At 55.6% G+C, this 16,593-nt stretch carries 20 protein-coding genes and 1 pseudogene; 14 read left to right on the top strand and 7 right to left on the bottom strand.

Features of this window, described 5'->3' with window-relative positions:
• Nucleotides 1–355: 355 nt before the first annotated feature.
• The gene (locus CAF76_RS25610; RefSeq protein WP_085649049.1) at nucleotides 356–1,234 is read right to left on the bottom strand and encodes a DUF4435 domain-containing protein; all 879 of its coding nucleotides are present in this window, start codon (nucleotides 1,232–1,234) and stop codon (nucleotides 356–358) included.
• Nucleotides 1,231–2,499 (bottom strand): AAA family ATPase, encoded by a 1,269-nt coding sequence (locus CAF76_RS25615; RefSeq protein WP_085649050.1) that lies wholly within the window; start codon nucleotides 2,497–2,499, stop codon nucleotides 1,231–1,233. The genes CAF76_RS25610 and CAF76_RS25615 overlap by 4 nt, the downstream gene beginning before the upstream one ends.
• A gap of 310 nt (nucleotides 2,500–2,809) precedes the next feature.
• Here CAF76_RS25615 and CAF76_RS25620 point away from each other — a divergent pair, with 310 nt between their 5' ends.
• The 5 genes from CAF76_RS25620 (at nucleotide 2,810) to yfcF (ending at nucleotide 6,920) form a co-directional block, all read left to right on the top strand.
• A complete protein-coding gene (locus CAF76_RS25620) occupies nucleotides 2,810–3,028 on the top strand; it encodes a hypothetical protein (RefSeq protein ID WP_011333849.1) in 219 nt (72 codons plus the stop codon).
• A 535-nt stretch (nucleotides 3,029–3,563) separates the two neighbouring features.
• Nucleotides 3,564–3,923 carry a DUF6124 family protein gene (locus tag CAF76_RS25625; protein ID WP_039773181.1) on the top strand — a complete coding sequence of 120 codons (360 nt, stop codon included), beginning with the start codon at nucleotides 3,564–3,566 and terminating at the stop codon, nucleotides 3,921–3,923.
• 289 nt (nucleotides 3,924–4,212) lie between these two features.
• Nucleotides 4,213–5,187 (top strand): quinone oxidoreductase, encoded by a 975-nt coding sequence (locus CAF76_RS25630; protein WP_085649051.1) that lies wholly within the window; start codon nucleotides 4,213–4,215, stop codon nucleotides 5,185–5,187.
• 37 nt (nucleotides 5,188–5,224) lie between these two features.
• A complete protein-coding gene (locus CAF76_RS25635) occupies nucleotides 5,225–6,154 on the top strand; it encodes a LysR family transcriptional regulator (RefSeq protein WP_085649052.1) in 930 nt (309 codons plus the stop codon).
• A gap of 133 nt (nucleotides 6,155–6,287) precedes the next feature.
• The gene (yfcF, locus tag CAF76_RS25640; RefSeq protein WP_085649053.1) at nucleotides 6,288–6,920 is read left to right on the top strand and encodes a glutathione transferase; all 633 of its coding nucleotides are present in this window, start codon (nucleotides 6,288–6,290) and stop codon (nucleotides 6,918–6,920) included.
• Between the two features lie 79 nt (nucleotides 6,921–6,999).
• On the opposite strand, the gene CAF76_RS25645 is transcribed toward yfcF, so the two are convergent.
• A complete protein-coding gene (locus CAF76_RS25645; protein WP_085649054.1) occupies nucleotides 7,000–7,455 on the bottom strand; it encodes a GNAT family N-acetyltransferase in 456 nt (151 codons plus the stop codon).
• Between the two features lie 185 nt (nucleotides 7,456–7,640).
• Entirely contained in the window at nucleotides 7,641–7,778 is a 138-nt protein-coding gene (locus tag CAF76_RS29165) for a hypothetical protein (RefSeq protein WP_371857936.1), read from the bottom strand.
• Between the two features lie 157 nt (nucleotides 7,779–7,935).
• Here CAF76_RS29165 and CAF76_RS25655 point away from each other — a divergent pair, with 157 nt between their 5' ends.
• The 3 genes from CAF76_RS25655 to CAF76_RS25665 all read left to right on the top strand — a co-directional run bounded on the left by CAF76_RS25655 (nucleotide 7,936) and on the right by CAF76_RS25665 (nucleotide 10,302).
• The gene (locus CAF76_RS25655; protein ID WP_064595945.1) at nucleotides 7,936–8,694 is read left to right on the top strand and encodes a sulfite exporter TauE/SafE family protein; all 759 of its coding nucleotides are present in this window, start codon (nucleotides 7,936–7,938) and stop codon (nucleotides 8,692–8,694) included.
• Between the two features lie 117 nt (nucleotides 8,695–8,811).
• Nucleotides 8,812–9,864, top strand: coding sequence for an FAD-binding oxidoreductase (locus tag CAF76_RS25660; RefSeq protein ID WP_085649055.1), 1,053 nt, complete (start codon nucleotides 8,812–8,814; stop codon nucleotides 9,862–9,864).
• A 138-nt stretch (nucleotides 9,865–10,002) separates the two neighbouring features.
• The gene (locus CAF76_RS25665; protein ID WP_039773167.1) at nucleotides 10,003–10,302 is read left to right on the top strand and encodes a hypothetical protein; all 300 of its coding nucleotides are present in this window, start codon (nucleotides 10,003–10,005) and stop codon (nucleotides 10,300–10,302) included.
• Between the two features lie 79 nt (nucleotides 10,303–10,381).
• Here CAF76_RS25665 and CAF76_RS25670 read toward each other — a convergent pair whose 3' ends face one another.
• Complete coding sequence (locus CAF76_RS25670) at nucleotides 10,382–10,828, bottom strand: anti-virulence regulator CigR family protein (protein ID WP_064595936.1); 447 nt, start codon at nucleotides 10,826–10,828, stop codon at nucleotides 10,382–10,384.
• 90 nt (nucleotides 10,829–10,918) lie between these two features.
• On the opposite strand from CAF76_RS25670, the pseudogene CAF76_RS28920 reads away from it, so the two are divergent.
• The 3 genes and pseudogenes from CAF76_RS28920 to CAF76_RS25680 form a co-directional block, all read left to right on the top strand.
• A pseudogene (locus CAF76_RS28920) lies at nucleotides 10,919–11,023 on the top strand (phytanoyl-CoA dioxygenase); the annotation flags it as partial.
• A 57-nt stretch (nucleotides 11,024–11,080) separates the two neighbouring features.
• On the top strand, nucleotides 11,081–11,998 hold the full coding sequence (locus CAF76_RS25675) for a helix-turn-helix domain-containing GNAT family N-acetyltransferase (RefSeq protein WP_085649056.1): 918 nt from the start codon (nucleotides 11,081–11,083) through the stop codon (nucleotides 11,996–11,998).
• Nucleotides 11,999–12,209: 211 nt separating this feature from the next.
• Nucleotides 12,210–12,770 carry a hypothetical protein gene (locus CAF76_RS25680; RefSeq protein ID WP_085649057.1) on the top strand — a complete coding sequence of 187 codons (561 nt, stop codon included), beginning with the start codon at nucleotides 12,210–12,212 and terminating at the stop codon, nucleotides 12,768–12,770.
• A 119-nt stretch (nucleotides 12,771–12,889) separates the two neighbouring features.
• Here CAF76_RS25680 and CAF76_RS25685 read toward each other — a convergent pair whose 3' ends face one another.
• Nucleotides 12,890–13,624 carry an SDR family oxidoreductase gene (locus tag CAF76_RS25685; RefSeq protein WP_085649058.1) on the bottom strand — a complete coding sequence of 245 codons (735 nt, stop codon included), beginning with the start codon at nucleotides 13,622–13,624 and terminating at the stop codon, nucleotides 12,890–12,892.
• Between the two features lie 180 nt (nucleotides 13,625–13,804).
• Nucleotides 13,805–14,749, bottom strand: coding sequence for an AraC family transcriptional regulator (locus tag CAF76_RS25690; protein ID WP_085649059.1), 945 nt, complete (start codon nucleotides 14,747–14,749; stop codon nucleotides 13,805–13,807).
• 286 nt (nucleotides 14,750–15,035) lie between these two features.
• On the opposite strand from CAF76_RS25690, the gene CAF76_RS25695 reads away from it, so the two are divergent.
• The 3 genes from CAF76_RS25695 to CAF76_RS25705 all read left to right on the top strand — a co-directional run bounded on the left by CAF76_RS25695 (nucleotide 15,036) and on the right by CAF76_RS25705 (nucleotide 16,560).
• A complete protein-coding gene (locus CAF76_RS25695; protein ID WP_011333890.1) occupies nucleotides 15,036–15,800 on the top strand; it encodes an SDR family NAD(P)-dependent oxidoreductase in 765 nt (254 codons plus the stop codon).
• Between the two features lie 186 nt (nucleotides 15,801–15,986).
• Nucleotides 15,987–16,283, top strand: a complete 297-nt coding sequence (locus tag CAF76_RS25700) for a hypothetical protein (protein ID WP_085649060.1) — start codon at nucleotides 15,987–15,989, stop codon at nucleotides 16,281–16,283.
• A 19-nt stretch (nucleotides 16,284–16,302) separates the two neighbouring features.
• Nucleotides 16,303–16,560 (top strand): Atu4866 domain-containing protein, encoded by a 258-nt coding sequence (locus tag CAF76_RS25705; protein WP_085649061.1) that lies wholly within the window; start codon nucleotides 16,303–16,305, stop codon nucleotides 16,558–16,560.
• Nucleotides 16,561–16,593 lie beyond the last annotated feature (33 nt).

Here is a 16,593-nt window from a genome sequence, read left to right on the forward strand (position 1 = left end):
GGATTGGTTGAGTGGTTGGGGGCGGGGGCGGTGGGTTAAGGCTTGATCTCAAACGCGTATTTTTTAAAATCGAATTTGCAGGAGCGCAACTTGGGAGTTTTTTGAAATGTTTGCTTAGATCAAATCTAACAGATCAAAAAAAAGCACCTTTTTTTTATTTCACAAACATAACAACCAGATCAAAACTTAAACCCTAGAAACAACCTTAGGCAATTTTTAAGCGACAAAGGGGACCCACTTACCTCTTAAACAAAACAAAGAAGTGCCCCCCCTAAAATCACACCGCCCGACAACTAAAACCTTCAACACTAAAGCTTTCCACCAATTTTAAAATCCAGACACGCAACTGCAATCATCATGACAAGTAATTTGAGAGAGATTGCGCCACACTCGAGTAATAAGTTTTAATACAGGGATCTCGATCCAAGTCCACATGCTGAAAATGCTCAGCCATAAAAATATCCGCCATTGCACGTGGCAAGTTCTTCTGACCGGTCAGAGCTTGAAACCCTTCACAAAATATATCATATAGAAACTTAGCAAGTAGTTTTCCATAGCAATCCCTCTCAGAAACAATGCGATCCCCTCCAACATGCCTGAACTTATTGACCCGCCCTGCCTTTATAGTAGTTATAAGTTTTCGGAACGCGTCTTTCTTTACCCTAAGTCGATTGACATCTCGCGAATCTACAAAACTCCAAAATTTTTCCCTATGAATTCCTTGGACACGTTCAAGAGAGCAAAGCACATCCACAAATATCAGACGATTAAAATCAGTAAAAAAATTACGACATTTCATGCGAATTTCATCGGCGACCTCTGCTGGAACGCCACCCGCCGATATTCTATCGAGTTTGGATATCACTGATTCCGCTCGCCACGCATCATTTTCCCAACTGTATCCATATGTGTAAATAATACACGGGTGATTAATGATGCACTGACGATGATGATCATGATCCCTATCCATCACCACGATCGTGTTGGCAATTTTGGCATCAGCGATATCTTTCGCGTAGGGCAAAAGATTATCCTTAGAGCCTAAGGACTTAATTGAATACGAGAGGTCCGGGAGAAATCTCGAAAAAAAACCTTTCCAGAAAACAGCATCAATAGAACTACTGCTTTGACCGACAGCTTTATCAAACGCACCGCCCTCGGAGTAAATTATATAATTCACATCTAGAAAAGCATGCATATTTGACTGACCAGAATTTGTTCTTGTGAAAGTCATTTTATGCAACGATCCATATGAATGAGGCAATCCTGATCAGGACCAACAACGTCCGGAGAGTGTGTAGCAAAGATAATCTGCGCTGCCGGATTTAATATCTTTATATTTTTTGCCAAACTTTCCTGCCAAGCCACATGCAAGGAAATTTCCGGCTCATCAGCCATATAGATAAAATTCTCACCCTCTTGGAGGAGCGCTTCCCCCAAAATAACAATAATTTGTTTCTCTCCTGAAGATAACTGAGTTGGCTTCAGCATCTTCCCAGAAGACGTTTTAATTACCAATTCATTGCGTTCATTCAGCGACAAAGTCTTTTTCAAAAGGAGCTGATTCAAAATATCGATGAATTTATCTCTAGAAGAAAGAATGCTTTTCTTCTCAGCTGTGATGCCTTCCCAGAAATCGACTGTGCTCTCGATTCGATGGAGAGAAAAAAGAGCCATGAAATCATTGGGTTTTAGATCCGCAGTTTTCCCATTCTCCCATCTTCCGCGCAGATCTTCCAAAATCCCAAAATGCCCCTCCAGCTTTCGTTGGTAGTTCTTTTTATCAACTTTGAACTCGGAGAATATCTGAAGCAGAGCTTGCTTTTCGCTGTTAACCTTCGCCTTATCTGGCAAGGCAGTCAACTTGTCACTCTCTTTAACCAAGAGAGATAGAAAAATCTGTTCTTGAAACTTTTCATACAGCAAATTGACGCGCTTGCTCAGTGAAGACAAATACCTAACCAACCTATTAGAAAAATCTTCCAAACACAAATCAACAGGATCATTGCCTCCAGGTATTTTAAGGTTCGCAGCGCGTTGAACAGAAAGCCATGTCAGCGAAACCATTTCTGACAAATGCTTTTGAAGTGTCCTGCCTGCTACAGCGTTACCAGTAAACTGAGCACGTATAAAAAACGAATTCTTTGCAGCAGAGTCATAACCATCGACCTCGCTTAAAACATAGGAATAAGGTTTTTCAGTAGAGGACTCCACAATCTTGTAATCACAATGAAAAAATGGCACACCTAAATTCTTGGATACTTCTATATATGGTTTACGCTTAGACTTTGGATCCCTCAAATTAATTCTTACGGTCTCAAATTCCAAATCAGAAAGGTACTCTTTATCCGCACGTAAAACGCCCGAAATAATTTTCAGCGTAGTAGACTTTCCCGACCCGTTAGGGCCAATTATAAAATTAAGATCTTCTTTAGCTTTGAAGGCGATCTCATGGTTACCCCAGAATCCTTTAATCATCACGCTTTCAATTAAATTCATAGCATCCTACTTAACTGGGTTGAGCTAATGTGGCCTAATGATGCCACGAAAACCTAAAATCCTGCACCTGTCGGAGTTGAGAAATCATCGTGGTTATCAACACCTCGCGTAGCACGGCTGAAACGAGTAGTCGGTCATTCACTGCTTGAGATTTCGGGTGCCTCTGGTCATCGATCCATCTCCCCTACACCCCCAGAAGGAAAATGAGGTCCGCCCGCTCTTATCTTGAACGATGAAGGCAATGTGATAGCATGCATTCATCCCCCCGGAGAGGGGGATTTTTTCTACATCCCGCAAGGAATATGCCCTCGTGAAAGACTTCGTCATCAGCGTTAACAACACCGTCCTGTATCTCTCCCTAGCATTCATCTGGCTGGTCGCTATCGTCGCGATTTTCACCAGTGGGTTCTTGCCGGCGCTGGGTATCTTCGTGGCCGGCACCCTGTGCTGGTGCATCATTTCCGGCTTCTGGTTCGTCCAGTCGGCGACCTACGAAGAACTGCGCAAGCTGAACGCCAGCAAAAACTGAAACATCAGGGTGGAGCCGTAAGTGCCCCCGCCCTACCTTGAGCGCTTGGTTCCGTGCCAAGCGCTTCTCTCTGCTGCGAACTACTCACATAGCCCCCGCCATCTCGACATCCAAATCACTTCGCCCTCTCTCTTTCAGCCAATGAGGGACCGGACTGTTAATGAGCCCTCACCTTTGAGCGCTTAAACAGCACCGTTTAAAGCAACCCGCCGTAACTTCCCCAAGGCTACAACGCCTTGCGTCATTGCCTACGACTACGCCAGAATCCGCCGGCTTGTGCGCCTGGCATGCGGCTTTTATCGTTCTGGGGTCACTGAAAATCAGTGATCGGGTTTGGTAGCCCGGTATTTCCAGGCGCATAGCGCCACCTCTTTGCAGGGATCGTTCTCGTCTCTGCTTTTTTATGGTGGCCGTGCGCAGGGCTTCTTCGGAAGCGCCGGGTTCCTGGACCGGTCTACCAACCTGAGCATGGCCACCACCTTACGTTTGGTAGCGAAGGGTGATGGCTCCTAGATTGCTTTCCAGGAGATACATCATGATCAAACCAACACCCAACCCACCCGAAACCGACCCCACCTCCCCCTACGAATCCCCAAACTCCAAAAAACTCCACGACGCCGCCGAGCGTGCGCTGGATCATTACCTCTTCCCCGCCGCCGGGATCATGTCGTCCTTGAACGAGCCCGAGCGGATGTACCTGGCCAATCCGAAATTCAACACCGAATGCTTGCTGGCCAACGCCAGCGAAAACCTCGGAGCGGCCAGTGAGATGCTCAGTAATTTCGCGGCCACGCTTGATCCCTCGCATCGCAAGACGGCGATCGGTATTACGCAGATCGTGATGATTGCCGAGCTGGCGGTGAATCAGGCGCTGGATCACGTCGAGGTCGCGTAAGTCGGCGATGGCTGTAGGAGCCGTTCGTGGCGGCTTCTACAGCGCGACTTATTGAGTCTCCCGTTGCAGGAAAAAGTCCGGCTCAAGAGGTTATGGAATGCAAAACAGCCCGGGCCGACACCCTCGTTAACGACGAAGGCGTCGGCCCGGGCTGTTTGCGTTTCGAACCACGCGGGGCCTTGATCCAATTACTGCATCAAATGCACATATGAACTGCATTCAACCCGACTAGTGCTCCCCACGCACACCTTTAGACTCTCCCCACGATCAACGTAAGGGAGCGTCCAACATGGTCACCACCGCCGTCATCCATCAAACCGGTGAGCCTAAAGTCATTCAGTTTGCGCAGTCCACCGCGCAAACACCCGGCCCCGGCGAGGTCTGGCTTGAGCAGTTCGCCATTGGCGTCAACCCGCTCGACTTGAGCCAACGTTCCGGTGCCGCGCCGTTGGCGTTGCCTTCCGGGTTGGGGCTTGAGGGCGCCGGGCGGGTTGTGGCGGTGGGGGCCGATGTGACGAACGTGGCGGTCGGCGACCGGGTCGCCTATGCCACGGGCCCCATCGGCGCCTATGCCAGCGCCCGCCTCTACCCGGCCAATCGGCTGGTGAAGATCCCCGACAGCCTGAGTTTCGAGGACGCGGCGGCTGTGCTGTTCAAGGGCATTACCGCGCAGTATTTGCTCAAGTCCACTTACCCGGTCGGGCCGGGTTCGACGGTGCTGATCTACGGTGCGGCCGGTGCGCTGGGGCAGATCATGGTGCCGTGGGCGAAGCATTTGGGGGCGTTGGTGATTGGTGTGGTGTCCAGCGCCGAGAGTATCGAGCGGGCCCGGTTGGCGGGTTGTGATGAGGTGTTGGTGTTCGATGCGGCGACGCTGGCCGACGCGGTGGTCGACCTTACCCAGGGCCAGAAAGTGGATGTGGTGTACGACCCGATTGGCCGGGTGTCTTTCGAGGCGTCTTTGAATTGCCTGCGCCCGCGCGGGTTGCTGGTGTCGTTCGGCATGGCGTCGGGGGCGCCGGCGCCGGTCGAGATAAGCACTCTGAACGCCAAGGGTTCGTTGTTCCTGACCCGACCGTCCCTCGCCGCCCACACCGCCACGCCGGAGGAATACCAGCAGCGCGCAAAGGACGTGTTGCAAGCGATTGACGCCGGTATCATCCGGCCCAATGTCGGGCGTCGTTATCCGCTGGCGGACGCCGCCCGGGCCCATGCCGATCTGCACCGGGGCGGTTTGCCGGGGGCGGTTGTGCTGGTGCCTTGAGTCTTTTTTTCGGGTCATCCACGAGGGTTGTCGTTGCATGGATCTGTTCGATAGCCGTCAGGCCGATGAAGTCGCCACCCTGCTGGCCCTGGCCGAGCACGGCTCGTTTGCGGCGGCGGGCCGGACGTTGCAGCGCCATCCCTCGGTGCTGTCGAAACGGCTCAGCGCGCTGGAGTCGCGACTGGGGGTGCGGCTGATCGAGCGCACCACCCGGCAATTGCGTTTCACCGATGAGGGGCAACGGCTGGTGGCGCGGTTCGGGCATGCGGTCAGCCTGATCGCCGAAGCGGAGCAGGATGCGCGCGAGGGTGCCGCCGAAGTTCGCGGGCGTTTGCGCATCGCCCTGCCGGCCGCCATGGGGCGGCTGTGGCTGGGCGATATCGTTTCGGCGTTTGCCCTGTCCCATCCGAACGTGGCGCTGGAGGTTGAATATGCCGAGCGCTTTGTCGATATCGTCGCCGAGGGTTTCGACGCTGCGATCCGCATCGGCGAGCTGGCGGACAATCGGCTGGTGGCGAAGAAACTCTGCGATCACCGCCGAATCCTGTGTGTCGCGCCCTCCTATCTTCAACAGCACGGCGAGCCGAAAACGCCGGCGGATCTTGCCAATCATCATTGCCTGGGGTTTACCGGGTTGCATTCGTATCCCGAATGGCGACTGACCCGTGGCGACGAGAAACACACTCTGAAAATCCGCAGCCGTCTGGTCAGCAACGACAACGAAGCGCAGCTGTGTGCCGCGCGCATGGGCGTGGGGATTTTGGCCGGAGGCGACTGGCTGATGACCAAGGACCTGCGCGAGGGGCGTCTGGTGCGGGTGCTTCCCGAGTGGCAACTGGACGCCGACACGGGGGTTTATCTGGTGCGGCCGTCGGCGCGGTTCAACACGGCGACGACTGCGGCGTTCAAGGAATGGGTGGAGGGAGCTTTTGCTGAAGGTGCGCCTTGGGTGACGCTGGCCCGCTGATTTGCAAACGGTGATGGGAAATCGTATCGGCCTTTTTGCCCATTCCTGATGGGAATGCCCCCATAAGAAACATGAATTTTATTTAAAGCGCTCAATCTTTTAGCGTGGCCATTCCGCATATGGAGATGACGCTGTGAATGACTCAAGCCTGCGCCTTTACGTCGATGCTCAATTCACCAGTCCCTACGCAATGTCGTGCTTTGTGACCCTTCGGGAAAAGGGAATCGAGTTCGAAATGAGCACCCTGGACCTGGACAAACTGGAGAACCAGGCCAGCGATTACGCCCGTCTTTCCCTGACTCAAAGAGTGCCCACCCTCGTGCATGGCGACTTTGCGTTGTCGGAATCATCGGCGATCACGGAATACCTGGAAGATGTATTCCCCCAGACAGCTGTTTACCCACGGCCCCCCCAGAAGCGCGCGGCAGCGAGGCAAGTTCAGGCGTGGCTACGCAGTGATTTGCTCCCGATCCGACAGGAGCGCTCTACCCTTGTCGTGTTCTATGGTCAGAAATACCGACCCTTGTCAGCGTCGGCCGAGGCTGCCAAGCAAAAGTTGATTGATGTCGCTCAATGGCTGCTGACCGACAATCCAGACTACCTTTTTGGTGAATGGTCGATCGCCGATGTTGATCTCGCGTTGATGCTGAACCGATTGATACTCAATGGGGACACGGTGCCGGCTCAGCTGGAGGATTACGCTCAACGGCAATGGCAGCGCCCGACGGTACAAGAGTGGATCAAGCTGGAACGACCTCGAATTTAGGAAAAATGGGGACAAAAAAAATGGGGACAGATTTATTTTTCAGAAAATAAATCTGTCCCCATTTCTGCACTCTGGGGCGCTACAGCTCCAATGCCTTCTCCATGATGACCGTGCGCTCCGCCCCATGAAACTCGTCTCGTACCTTTTCAAACCCAAGCGAAGCATAGAAGCCTTCTGCAGTGATTGAAGAAGGCACACGCAGCTGGTTCAGACCTGCATTGATGGCAAGTGATTGAAGCCTCTCCATCAGGCGTCTTCCGGCGCCCTTTCCTTGATGGCGCGGATCGACAAACACACTTCGGACAATGCCGTGATCCAGACTCGCTGTTGCAATGATATGGCTGCCGGTTGTAGCCACCAGGACTTGACGCTCACTCAACAGATGAAGGATCGCCGGGGGAGAAAAGCTTTGCGCCACTTGCTCGATGATTTCGGCGGAGTAGTCCTGAACGTTGGATTCGCGCAAAGCACTGATGATCGTTCGACTGATCGCTGGCGCATCTGCATTCGTAGCGTTTCGAATCAAGTAATCCATCAAGGGCCGCTCCTTGCGCGTCATCAAAAAATGGGGAATACGAGCTGCGTTATATAAAACCCATCCCGGACCGGGAGTCGATCATGGTTTCGCGTGTTGCCAGGTAAAGCCGACGATACACCGTCACCAGTGGCGCCTGATTGAACGCCAGATTGCGCCCGCTGGGATTGGGCAGAATCCAGACGTTAGCGCCGCCGAACGTGTCCTCTTGCAGCCCCCACTTGATCGACTTCTTGCCGGATACCCGCTGCCGCCAATAAACCCGGATTGATTCCGCAGAACACCACGTAAAGGTCTTCGGTCAGGATGTCTTCAAGTCCCATTCGCCCCTATCTCCCCAAACCGAACTTTGCCCAAGGCCCACATTCGATTCAGTTGGCAACTGGTCCGTGGATCGGCCTCGAAACTGTAACTGTTCATCCTGCAGACCGTGAGCGAAATTAAGGCCACTCCCCGACCGAAATGAAGTGAGCACACGCCGTGGATCTGACCGTCACCACCCTCCTCGTCACCTTCGCCGGCGTGTTCCTGATCTGCTTCATGAAGGGCGCGTTCGGCGGCGGCTTTGCGATTGTCGGGATTCCGCTGCTGTCGCTGGTGATGGACCCGATCACGGCTGGCGGGCTGCTGGCGCCATTGTTCGTCGCCATGGATCTGTTCAGCCTGCGCTACTGGAAACCTTCCACCTGGTCAAAACCCGACCTGAAGTTGTTGGTACCAGGTTTGATCGTCGGCATCGGCGCCGGCTATTTGCTTTTCCGGGTACTGGACCACCGCGCCATCGCCATCGTCATGGCGGCGATCACGCTGTTGTTTGTCGGTTTGTGGTTCAAGGCGGGCGGAGAAGTGCGAGTGCGGCCGCGCTCCTCACCCAAAGCCGTGGCTGCCGGCATTACTTCGGGTATCACGACGATGGTGGCGCATTCCGGCGGGCCGCCACTGGCGATCTATCTGCTGCCGCTGGGGCTGAGCAAGCAGATGTATGCCGGAACAACCAGCCTGTTTTTCACCGTGGGCAATCTTCTCAAGGCAGTGCCATGGCTGCTGCTGGCCAAACCTACCGGCAACGTGCTGACACTGATGCTCGTCAGCTTGCTCGCTGTACCCTGCGGCGTCTGGCTGGGCTGGCGGCTGCACGCCAGACTGGACCAGCGTCAGATGTACCGCGCCTGTTATGGCTTGCTGGTGGTCACGGCGCTGAAGCTGTTGTGGGATGGAGTCGGGGGATACATGGCCTGAACGAAGTTCAGGCCGGGCCGGGGTTATTTGAACGCCGGCACGGCAACCGATTGATCCGAATGCTGGACGGATGAAATAGGCTTCATACCATTGCGAATCGACAACCTGGAGGTTGATTTGAAAACAGAGAGTGCAAGGCGTGTGATTGTCATCGGTGCCGGCATCGTGGGTGCGTCCGTCGCTTATCACCTGGCTTGCAAAGGTGCGCAGGTCACTGTGATCGAGGCCGGTGAGGTCGCGAGTGGCGTGACCGGGCGCTCGTTTGCGTGGATCAACACGTCGCACAGTGGGCCCGATCCCATTGCGCAACTGCGCGCTGCGGCAATCCAGGAGTATCACCGGCTCGAAGCGGAACTGCCGGACCTGAAGATTCACTGGACGGGCGCCCTGAGTTATCCGCCCGGCACAGACCTGGAAGCTTCAGCCAACCTGCTCACTCAACCACAAATTCTCGACCTTGAGCCGAACCTCAAAAATCCCCCTCGACAAGCCTTTTACAATCCACAGGAAGGCGCATTGGACGCCGTGCAAGCCACCCATGCGTTGATCGCCGGTGCTCAGGCTCTTGGAGCGACGGTACTGGTGCATACCCGAGTGCATGGTTTTACCCTCCGCAATGCAACGGTGACTGGCGTCGAAACCGCAACGGGTGCCATCGAAGCTGACCTGGTCGTATTGGCCGCAGGAACGGCCATCAGGCAACTGACTGAAACTCTGAACCTGTCCCTTCCGATCGAGACCTCGCCTGCTGTTTTCATCCGCTACAGGATGCAACCCGATCGGGTGAATACCCTCATCTCCAGTTCTGAGATGGAAGTCAGACAGGGTTCGCAAGGAATCTTGCTGGCGGCGGAAGACTATCTGGACAACTCCCTGGAGAACCGCCCGCAAGCCATAGCGCAACGAGCCGCAGCGGCCATCCGCAACGAGTTGGCGGGTATCATTTCCATTGAGCCAGAATTGGCGTGTATCGGGCTCAGGCCCATACCTGCGGACGGCGTGCCCATCATCGGTTATCTGCCCGGGATCGGCGCAATGTACGTTTGTACGATGCACCCTGGCGTCACACTCGCGGCAGTCGCAGGCCGCCTGGTCAGTGACGAACTGATCGACGATCAGGTTTCACCTGCCCTGGCGCCATGCCGGCCCGACCGTTTTTTCAAGACGTAAGAACAAGCCCGCGGTGGCCGGGCCGAGCACTCCCATTGACTGCATCAATAACAACCATTAATTCAATGAAGTTCTCATATCAAATCGAAAGCGTAGGATCTGCTCCATACCAACCCACTGCACACGGAGTACAGAACCATGAAACGCCAAACCCTCATCGGCATCGCCTTCTCGCTCTTCGCCCTGAATGCTTTTGCGGCGACTGAAACCGATCCACTGTTCAGCGATGCGGTTGCCGCTGCGACTCAAACCGACCCACTGTTCAGCGATGCCGTAGCTGCGACCGAAACTGATCCGCTTTTCAGTGACGCCGTAGCCGCAACCGAAACCGATCCGCTGTTCAGTGATGCAGTTGCCGCGACCGAAACTGATCCTCTGTTCAGTGATGCAGTTGCCGAAGGTGGTTCTGACCGTCTGATCGAAAGTCGTAACGCCTGAATGCTCGGTTTTACCGCAGTACCCGACGAAAGCCCGGCCTTATCCGCCGGGCTTTTTCATATGGGGACAGATCTATTTTTCAATCAAAGGCGCCATTCAGCACTTCATAAATCAGCCCTGTAGCCAGCGCGACCAGGATCAGATCGGTGCCAACCTGCTGCCATTCATAGCCGTCGTAGTGCGGCAGCCTGCCGACCAGTCGACCATCGAGCTTCTTCGCAATACCGGGCGGCAGCGGTTTGCCCCGCGCCAGGTTCTTCTGAATGCCGGGCGGCAACGCCGGGCCCGGGGTCCAGTAGCCACGATAGCCGTCCACAATCCCGATCACCCCGCCGCGATCGATACTCGGGCCGTGCCCCTGATAACCGCCCCCGCCTTTTTTCCCCTGATTGCCATGATCCTGGCTGTTATGCGGATTGCCTTTGCCCTGCCCCTTTCCGTTACCAGGATCGGCCAGCGCGGTCACCGAACTGCACAGCAGCGCAATACAGGTCGTGGTCGCAATCAACGTGCGTAAACCGGACATGGGTCGTTCCTTGAATGAATGGGTGTGTTTGGATTCTAGTCAGTTTTTTTTACAGGCATGGAGAGATGGCCCTGTCATCGCGGTCACGCGGCGACGCATCTGGAAACCGTGAGCCTCAGAAACATACGAACGGACACGACTGAGCGGTTTGTTCCGGCTGACTTTGCGTTCGGGGTCGTGAAATCATTCATTTGACTTGCTTGCCTAAGGCAACTATATAGTTGCCTAAAGCAAACATATGAGCATCACGCCATGTCCACGATCACCGACCGCGCCGACATCGTCAGGCAGTTCAACCGTTTCTACACCCATCAGATCGGCGTGTTGCAGGAACACTTGCTGCAAAGCGACTACTCGCTGACCGAGCTGCGCATCCTCTACGAACTTGCGTCCCAGGGCGATCTGACCAGCACCGACCTGCGCCAGATGCTGGGCCTCGACGCGGGCTACATGAGCCGGCTCATCAGCGGTTTCGACAAAAAGGGTCTGATCCAGAAAGTACCCTCCACCACCGACGCCCGCGCCAGTCAATTGCACATCACCGACCTCGGCCGCGAGATCCTCGCGCCGCTGGAGCAAGCCTCGCGGCAAGAAGTCATCACCCTGCTCGAACGCCTGTCCGAACCGCAGCAACTGCAACTGATCGCCTCCATGAAGCAGATCCAGACGCTGCTCGAGGGCGGTCAGCCAACGACCTATCTCCTGCGCGATCCGCAGCCCGGTGACATGGGTCTGGTGGTGCATCAGCAGACCGCGATCTACAGCCGTGAATACGGTTGGAATTCAGAGTTCGAAGCGCTGGTGTCAGAGGTCGTCGCCAAATACCTGCGCGAATTCGACCCAACCGGCGAGCGCTGCTGGATCGCGGAGAAGGACGGCAAGGTGGTGGGTTCGGTGTTCGTCATCCGCCACGACGAAACCACCGCGAAACTGCGCATGCTCTACGTGGATGCCAGTGCGCGGGGCTTGGGAATCGGCAATCGGCTGGTCGAGGAATGTCTGCGTTTTGCCCGGAATGTCGGCTACAAAAAGATGATCCTGTGGACCACCAGCAATCTGGTGGATGCCCGCCGGTTATACCAGCGGGCAGGATTTGAGCTGGTCGAGGAAGAGCCGATTCACAGCTTCGGCAAGGATTTGGTGAGTCAGACGTGGGCGATTGAGTTGTAAGGTCTACACCCGCTTTGAGTCGTTGTAGTCAGGCAGGACAATGGCGTCGGCTTTCGGCGGAAGGAATTGCCGAATAGTCTCTTGAGCCCCAGCGCAGCGACCAACCGAAGCACTGCATCAAGCAAAATGACGATAGACGAGGCGCTTGAATTTAGCCAAGGTGTCGAACGACAGAACCCTAGACCATGAATAACCGGGATGAAAACCGAGCATGCATCGATTAATAGCGAATGGATTTACTGTTATCAGCATTGCAATGCTGTTCTCTGGCTGCACTTCATATTCGTCGCAGCCCACAATCAACCAACACGTTGGAGCCGACAACGCAGAAATCATCTCCAGCTACAGTTACGAAATGGACTCTCCATTGAAAGTTAGTCGCTTTGGCAAGGACACATACGCAGCGACACAAAAAACCATTCCAGATGCAAAAGACGTCAGCTCCAAGCCGACAAATTCGCCTCTCCCTACGTTAGAGATAAAAGTCTCAGAGTTCACGTTTGGTGGTGCTTGCGGACAAGAGTATTTAACCGGTTTGAGTCTTGGTTTGATTCCTAGCTGGTGCACAAGGGAAAATCTGTTCAAGTTTGATTTCACGCTAAACAATGAACATGGCTTTTGCAGGCAAAAAACCTACTCAATAAACGCCACGACATTCTCACATCTGGTCTTGATTCCATTTGCCTTGTTTGAGGCTGACAAACGACCGTTAGCTATTTACCAGGCTGGTCTAAAAGATTTCCTTCAAAAAAGTCAATGCGTAACGCTCTGACATAAAACCGAGGGGGACTGTTTTTTTCAGAAAGTAGAAAATAAATCAGTCCCCTTTTTCTAGTCTTTATAGCCAGGCAGAACGGGGCACAAACCACGGGTGATTGCGCCCGAAACGGCTCAGTGCGGACTGGCGGTCGGACGAACCACGATCTCACTCACATCGACATCGTCGGGCTGTTCGATGGCATAGGCGAGCGCTCGCGCAATGGCGTCTGCATTGAGCGCCACACGGCGGAAGGCTTTCATTTCCTCGCGGGCCACATCATCGGAAATCGTATCGGCCAGTTCGGACTCGACGACCCCCGGGCACACCACGGTGACGCGGATCTTGTCCGTTTCCTGACGCAGACCATCCGAGATAGCCCTGACCGCAAATTTAGTCGCGCAGTAGACCGCAGCTGTCGGAGAAACCGCGAGGCCACCAATCGACGAGATATTGATGACCTGACCGAAACCCTGCGCCTGCATGTCCGGCAGGATAGCGGCAATACCGTGCAGTACGCCGCGAACGTTGACATCGAGCATCTGGTTCCATTCGTTGACCTTCAACGAAGCCAGCGGAGACAACGGCATCACGCCCGCGTTGTTGATGATCACATCGACCTTGCCATGTTGCGTCTTGGCGAACGCCACGAAGGCGTGCATCGATTGCAGATCCGTAACGTCCAGTGCGCAGGCACTTGCCGAGCCACCTTCGGCCTGGATCTCGCTGACCAGTTTGTCCAGACGCTCGGTACGGCGGGCACCGAGGACCACATGCGCGCCTTTGGCGGCGATCAACCTGGCGGCCGCTTCGCCAATACCGCTGCTTGCACCGGTAATCAGGACGACTTTGTTTTGAATGTTCGACATATCCGTAGCTCCTGCTGTCTGCATTGAGGTTCAGCACCGACCGCTGAAGACGCGTTCGTTGCTGCGGGGTACGTCGAAAAGATTAAGGGCACGGGCCTCGTCGGCGCGTGCCGAAACCTGCGCAACTTTTGCCTATTCGTGTCTGTGTGCATCGCTTGCAAATTTGTGATGAAGCGCCGCTCACGCCCCACGGAACTCGCTGGGCGTTACGCCCACTTCACGACGAAATACCTGCGAGAAATGACTGGGGCTCGAGTAGCCGACCTCCAGCCCGACGTCGATGATGCTAAGGCGGGTTTCCAGTAGCAGGTGCCGCGCACGAACCATACGCATGCGAATGAAGTACTGCGATGGCGAAAGTCCCGTCGCACGTTTGAACAGGCGGCTGAAGTGGTACTCGCTCAGCTCGGCAAGGCTGGCCAGTGTTGCCAGGCTGAATTCAGCGCTCAGATTTGCGCGCATGGCGTCGGTGACTTTGCGCAATTTGTAGGCTTGCAAGGCGTTGACCCGACGCCCGGGCTGGCTTTCAGCGAGATAGCTGCGCACCAGATGCACGGCCAGCGCCTGCGCCAGAGAGCGGGCGAAAAGCGCGCTGGGCGAGCGTTCCAGAAGCAATTCGGTGCGCAACTGCTCCATGACAAACGCGACGCGCCCGTCCCGTGCCCCTGAAACATCACGCAAACGCACAGGCCCGGCGTGCTGGCCCGACAGCTCTCGAGACGCCTGTTCGATCAGCGGCAGCCCCAAATAAAGATGCATGACTTCAAAGGTATCGCCTCCGTGCGTCTGCCAGCGCATTTCATACGGCTCATCGGAACTGGTGAGGAAAAAATCGCCGGCACTGACCTCGGCAGCTTCCCACTCACCCCCCAATGCGCGCTCCTCTACCGTCGCCGCCCCGGCCAGAACCAGAACGAGCAGCGGTTCCACCACTGCAGGCACGAGAATGGGCTCAGTAACGCTGCGATGGGTAAACAGCTGAATCACCACGTCCGTGATTTCCGGGCGCGAGGGTAACGCCTGCGGTTCACCTGGCAGGAACTCACCCATCGACTCGCCGGTGATGCGCAAGTCTCGAGAGGATGTCGACAACGCATCCTGGGAGGTACGCCGGGTATTTGCCATGAACTCGTCCTTTTCAGATTCGGCTGTGCGAAGCCAGACAGGTCTCCGATGCTTGCCCGCACGCCGTGTCACGGTGACCGGCTCGATGATATCGGGCTTTTCCCGTGGGTTGAATCGAGCGCCGAACCTCCCTCACTGACATTCAGCGCAAAACCCCGACAGCATGGGCAATCTCACGAAAGCCGACTTTGCATCGCTGCGAGACAGTAGGCCCGTCGCCGATGAAAGCGCCTCGCCGGCGCCAACACGGCTTATCCCTACTCGATCAAAAACGCTGGAGAACATCATGACCGACTTCAAGAACAGCACCCCAAACGAAGTAGCCGGTAAAGTCGCACTGGTCACTGGCGCGGCCAGTGGCATCGGCAAGGCCATCGCACTGCTGCTGCATGCCCGCGGCGCCCAGGTCATTGCTGAAGATATAAACCCTGAGGTGGAAGCACTGGCCCGCCCCGGCCTGGTCCCCCTGGTGGCCGACATCACTCAGGACGGGGCAGCCGAACGCGCGGTCGCCCTGGCCGTCGAGCAATTCGGACGGCTGGACATTCTGGTCAACAACGCCGGCATCATCATCAACAAACTGGTCATCGACATGACCCGCGAAGACTGGGAACGCATTCAGGCGGTCAACGCCACGGCGGCCTTTTTGCATAGCCGGGAGGCGGTCAAAGCGATGATGCCCAACAAATCCGGATCGATCGTCAACATCGCGTCCTACGCCTCCTATTTCGCCTTCCCCACCATTGCCGCCTACACCGCCTCCAAAGGCGCGCTGGCTCAACTGACGCGCACCCTGGCGCTTGAGGTCATTGGCCACGGCATCCGCGTCAATGCTGTCGGTGTCGGCGATGTGGTGACCAACATCCTCAACAATGTGGTCGACGACGGCCCTGCCTTTCTCGCCCAACATGGCGAAGCGGCGCCGATCGGCCGCGCCGCCCAACCGGAAGAAATCGCCGAAGTGGTCGCGTTCATCGCCTCGGACCGGGCCAGCTTCATGGTCGGTTCGGTGGTCATGGCCGACGGCGGCATGACTGTCACGGCCGGCTGAGCCGCAGCACAAACGCGCCGCACGACATGCCCGACCAGCCCGACCAGCCCGAGAGGATCAGGCAAATCTGCGGCAGTTTCGTCCTAACACCGCTGCGCTCGGCTACGTAATCTGAAAGCACGCAACGGATGCAGACACAGGCCACGGCAGGCCGCTCAGATGAATAACGTCAATGAGGACTGAACAATGAAAAACGCAAAACGGCTTTCCCTTTCACTGGTGATCGGCGCGATGGTGGCCTGCGCGATCAACCTTTCCTCGACCAGCCTGTACCTGGCCGCTGACGGTGCTGATCGAACCCCCGGCATGCGCGTGAGTGAAGGCGGCAGTGACCGCACTCCAGGGTTCCGCGTTGCCGCTGATGGTTCGGACCGTACGCCCGGCATGCGCGTAACTGAAGGTGGCAGTGATCGCACTCCGGGTTTTCGCGTTGCCGAAAACGGCTCTGATCGCACGGCTTTGGGCCGTATCGGCTCAGTCTGAACATCCGAGGGGAAAAGTGATGAAAGATGCCAAAAAAACCACCCAGAACCATCGCTACGCAGGCATGTGGGTTACCGCGGATGGATTCATCCGTCATGAGCTTCTGACGACTGGTCGTTACGACGAGGCCCGTGGTAAAAACAAGAGCGCCTATCAGGGCCGCTACGAACTGGTCGGTGATTACATCCAGTACTGGGACGACACCGGCTTCACCGCTGACGGCCACTTTCATGACGACGTGCTGTATCACGCCGGAATGATCCTCTATCGGCAATGAGTACTTTGATGATGTCGGGTGAATATCGTCTGC

This window comes from Pseudomonas sp. B40(2017), from assembly GCF_002112855.1.
In the GTDB taxonomy this organism is placed as follows: domain Bacteria; phylum Pseudomonadota; class Gammaproteobacteria; order Pseudomonadales; family Pseudomonadaceae; genus Aquipseudomonas; species Aquipseudomonas pharyngis.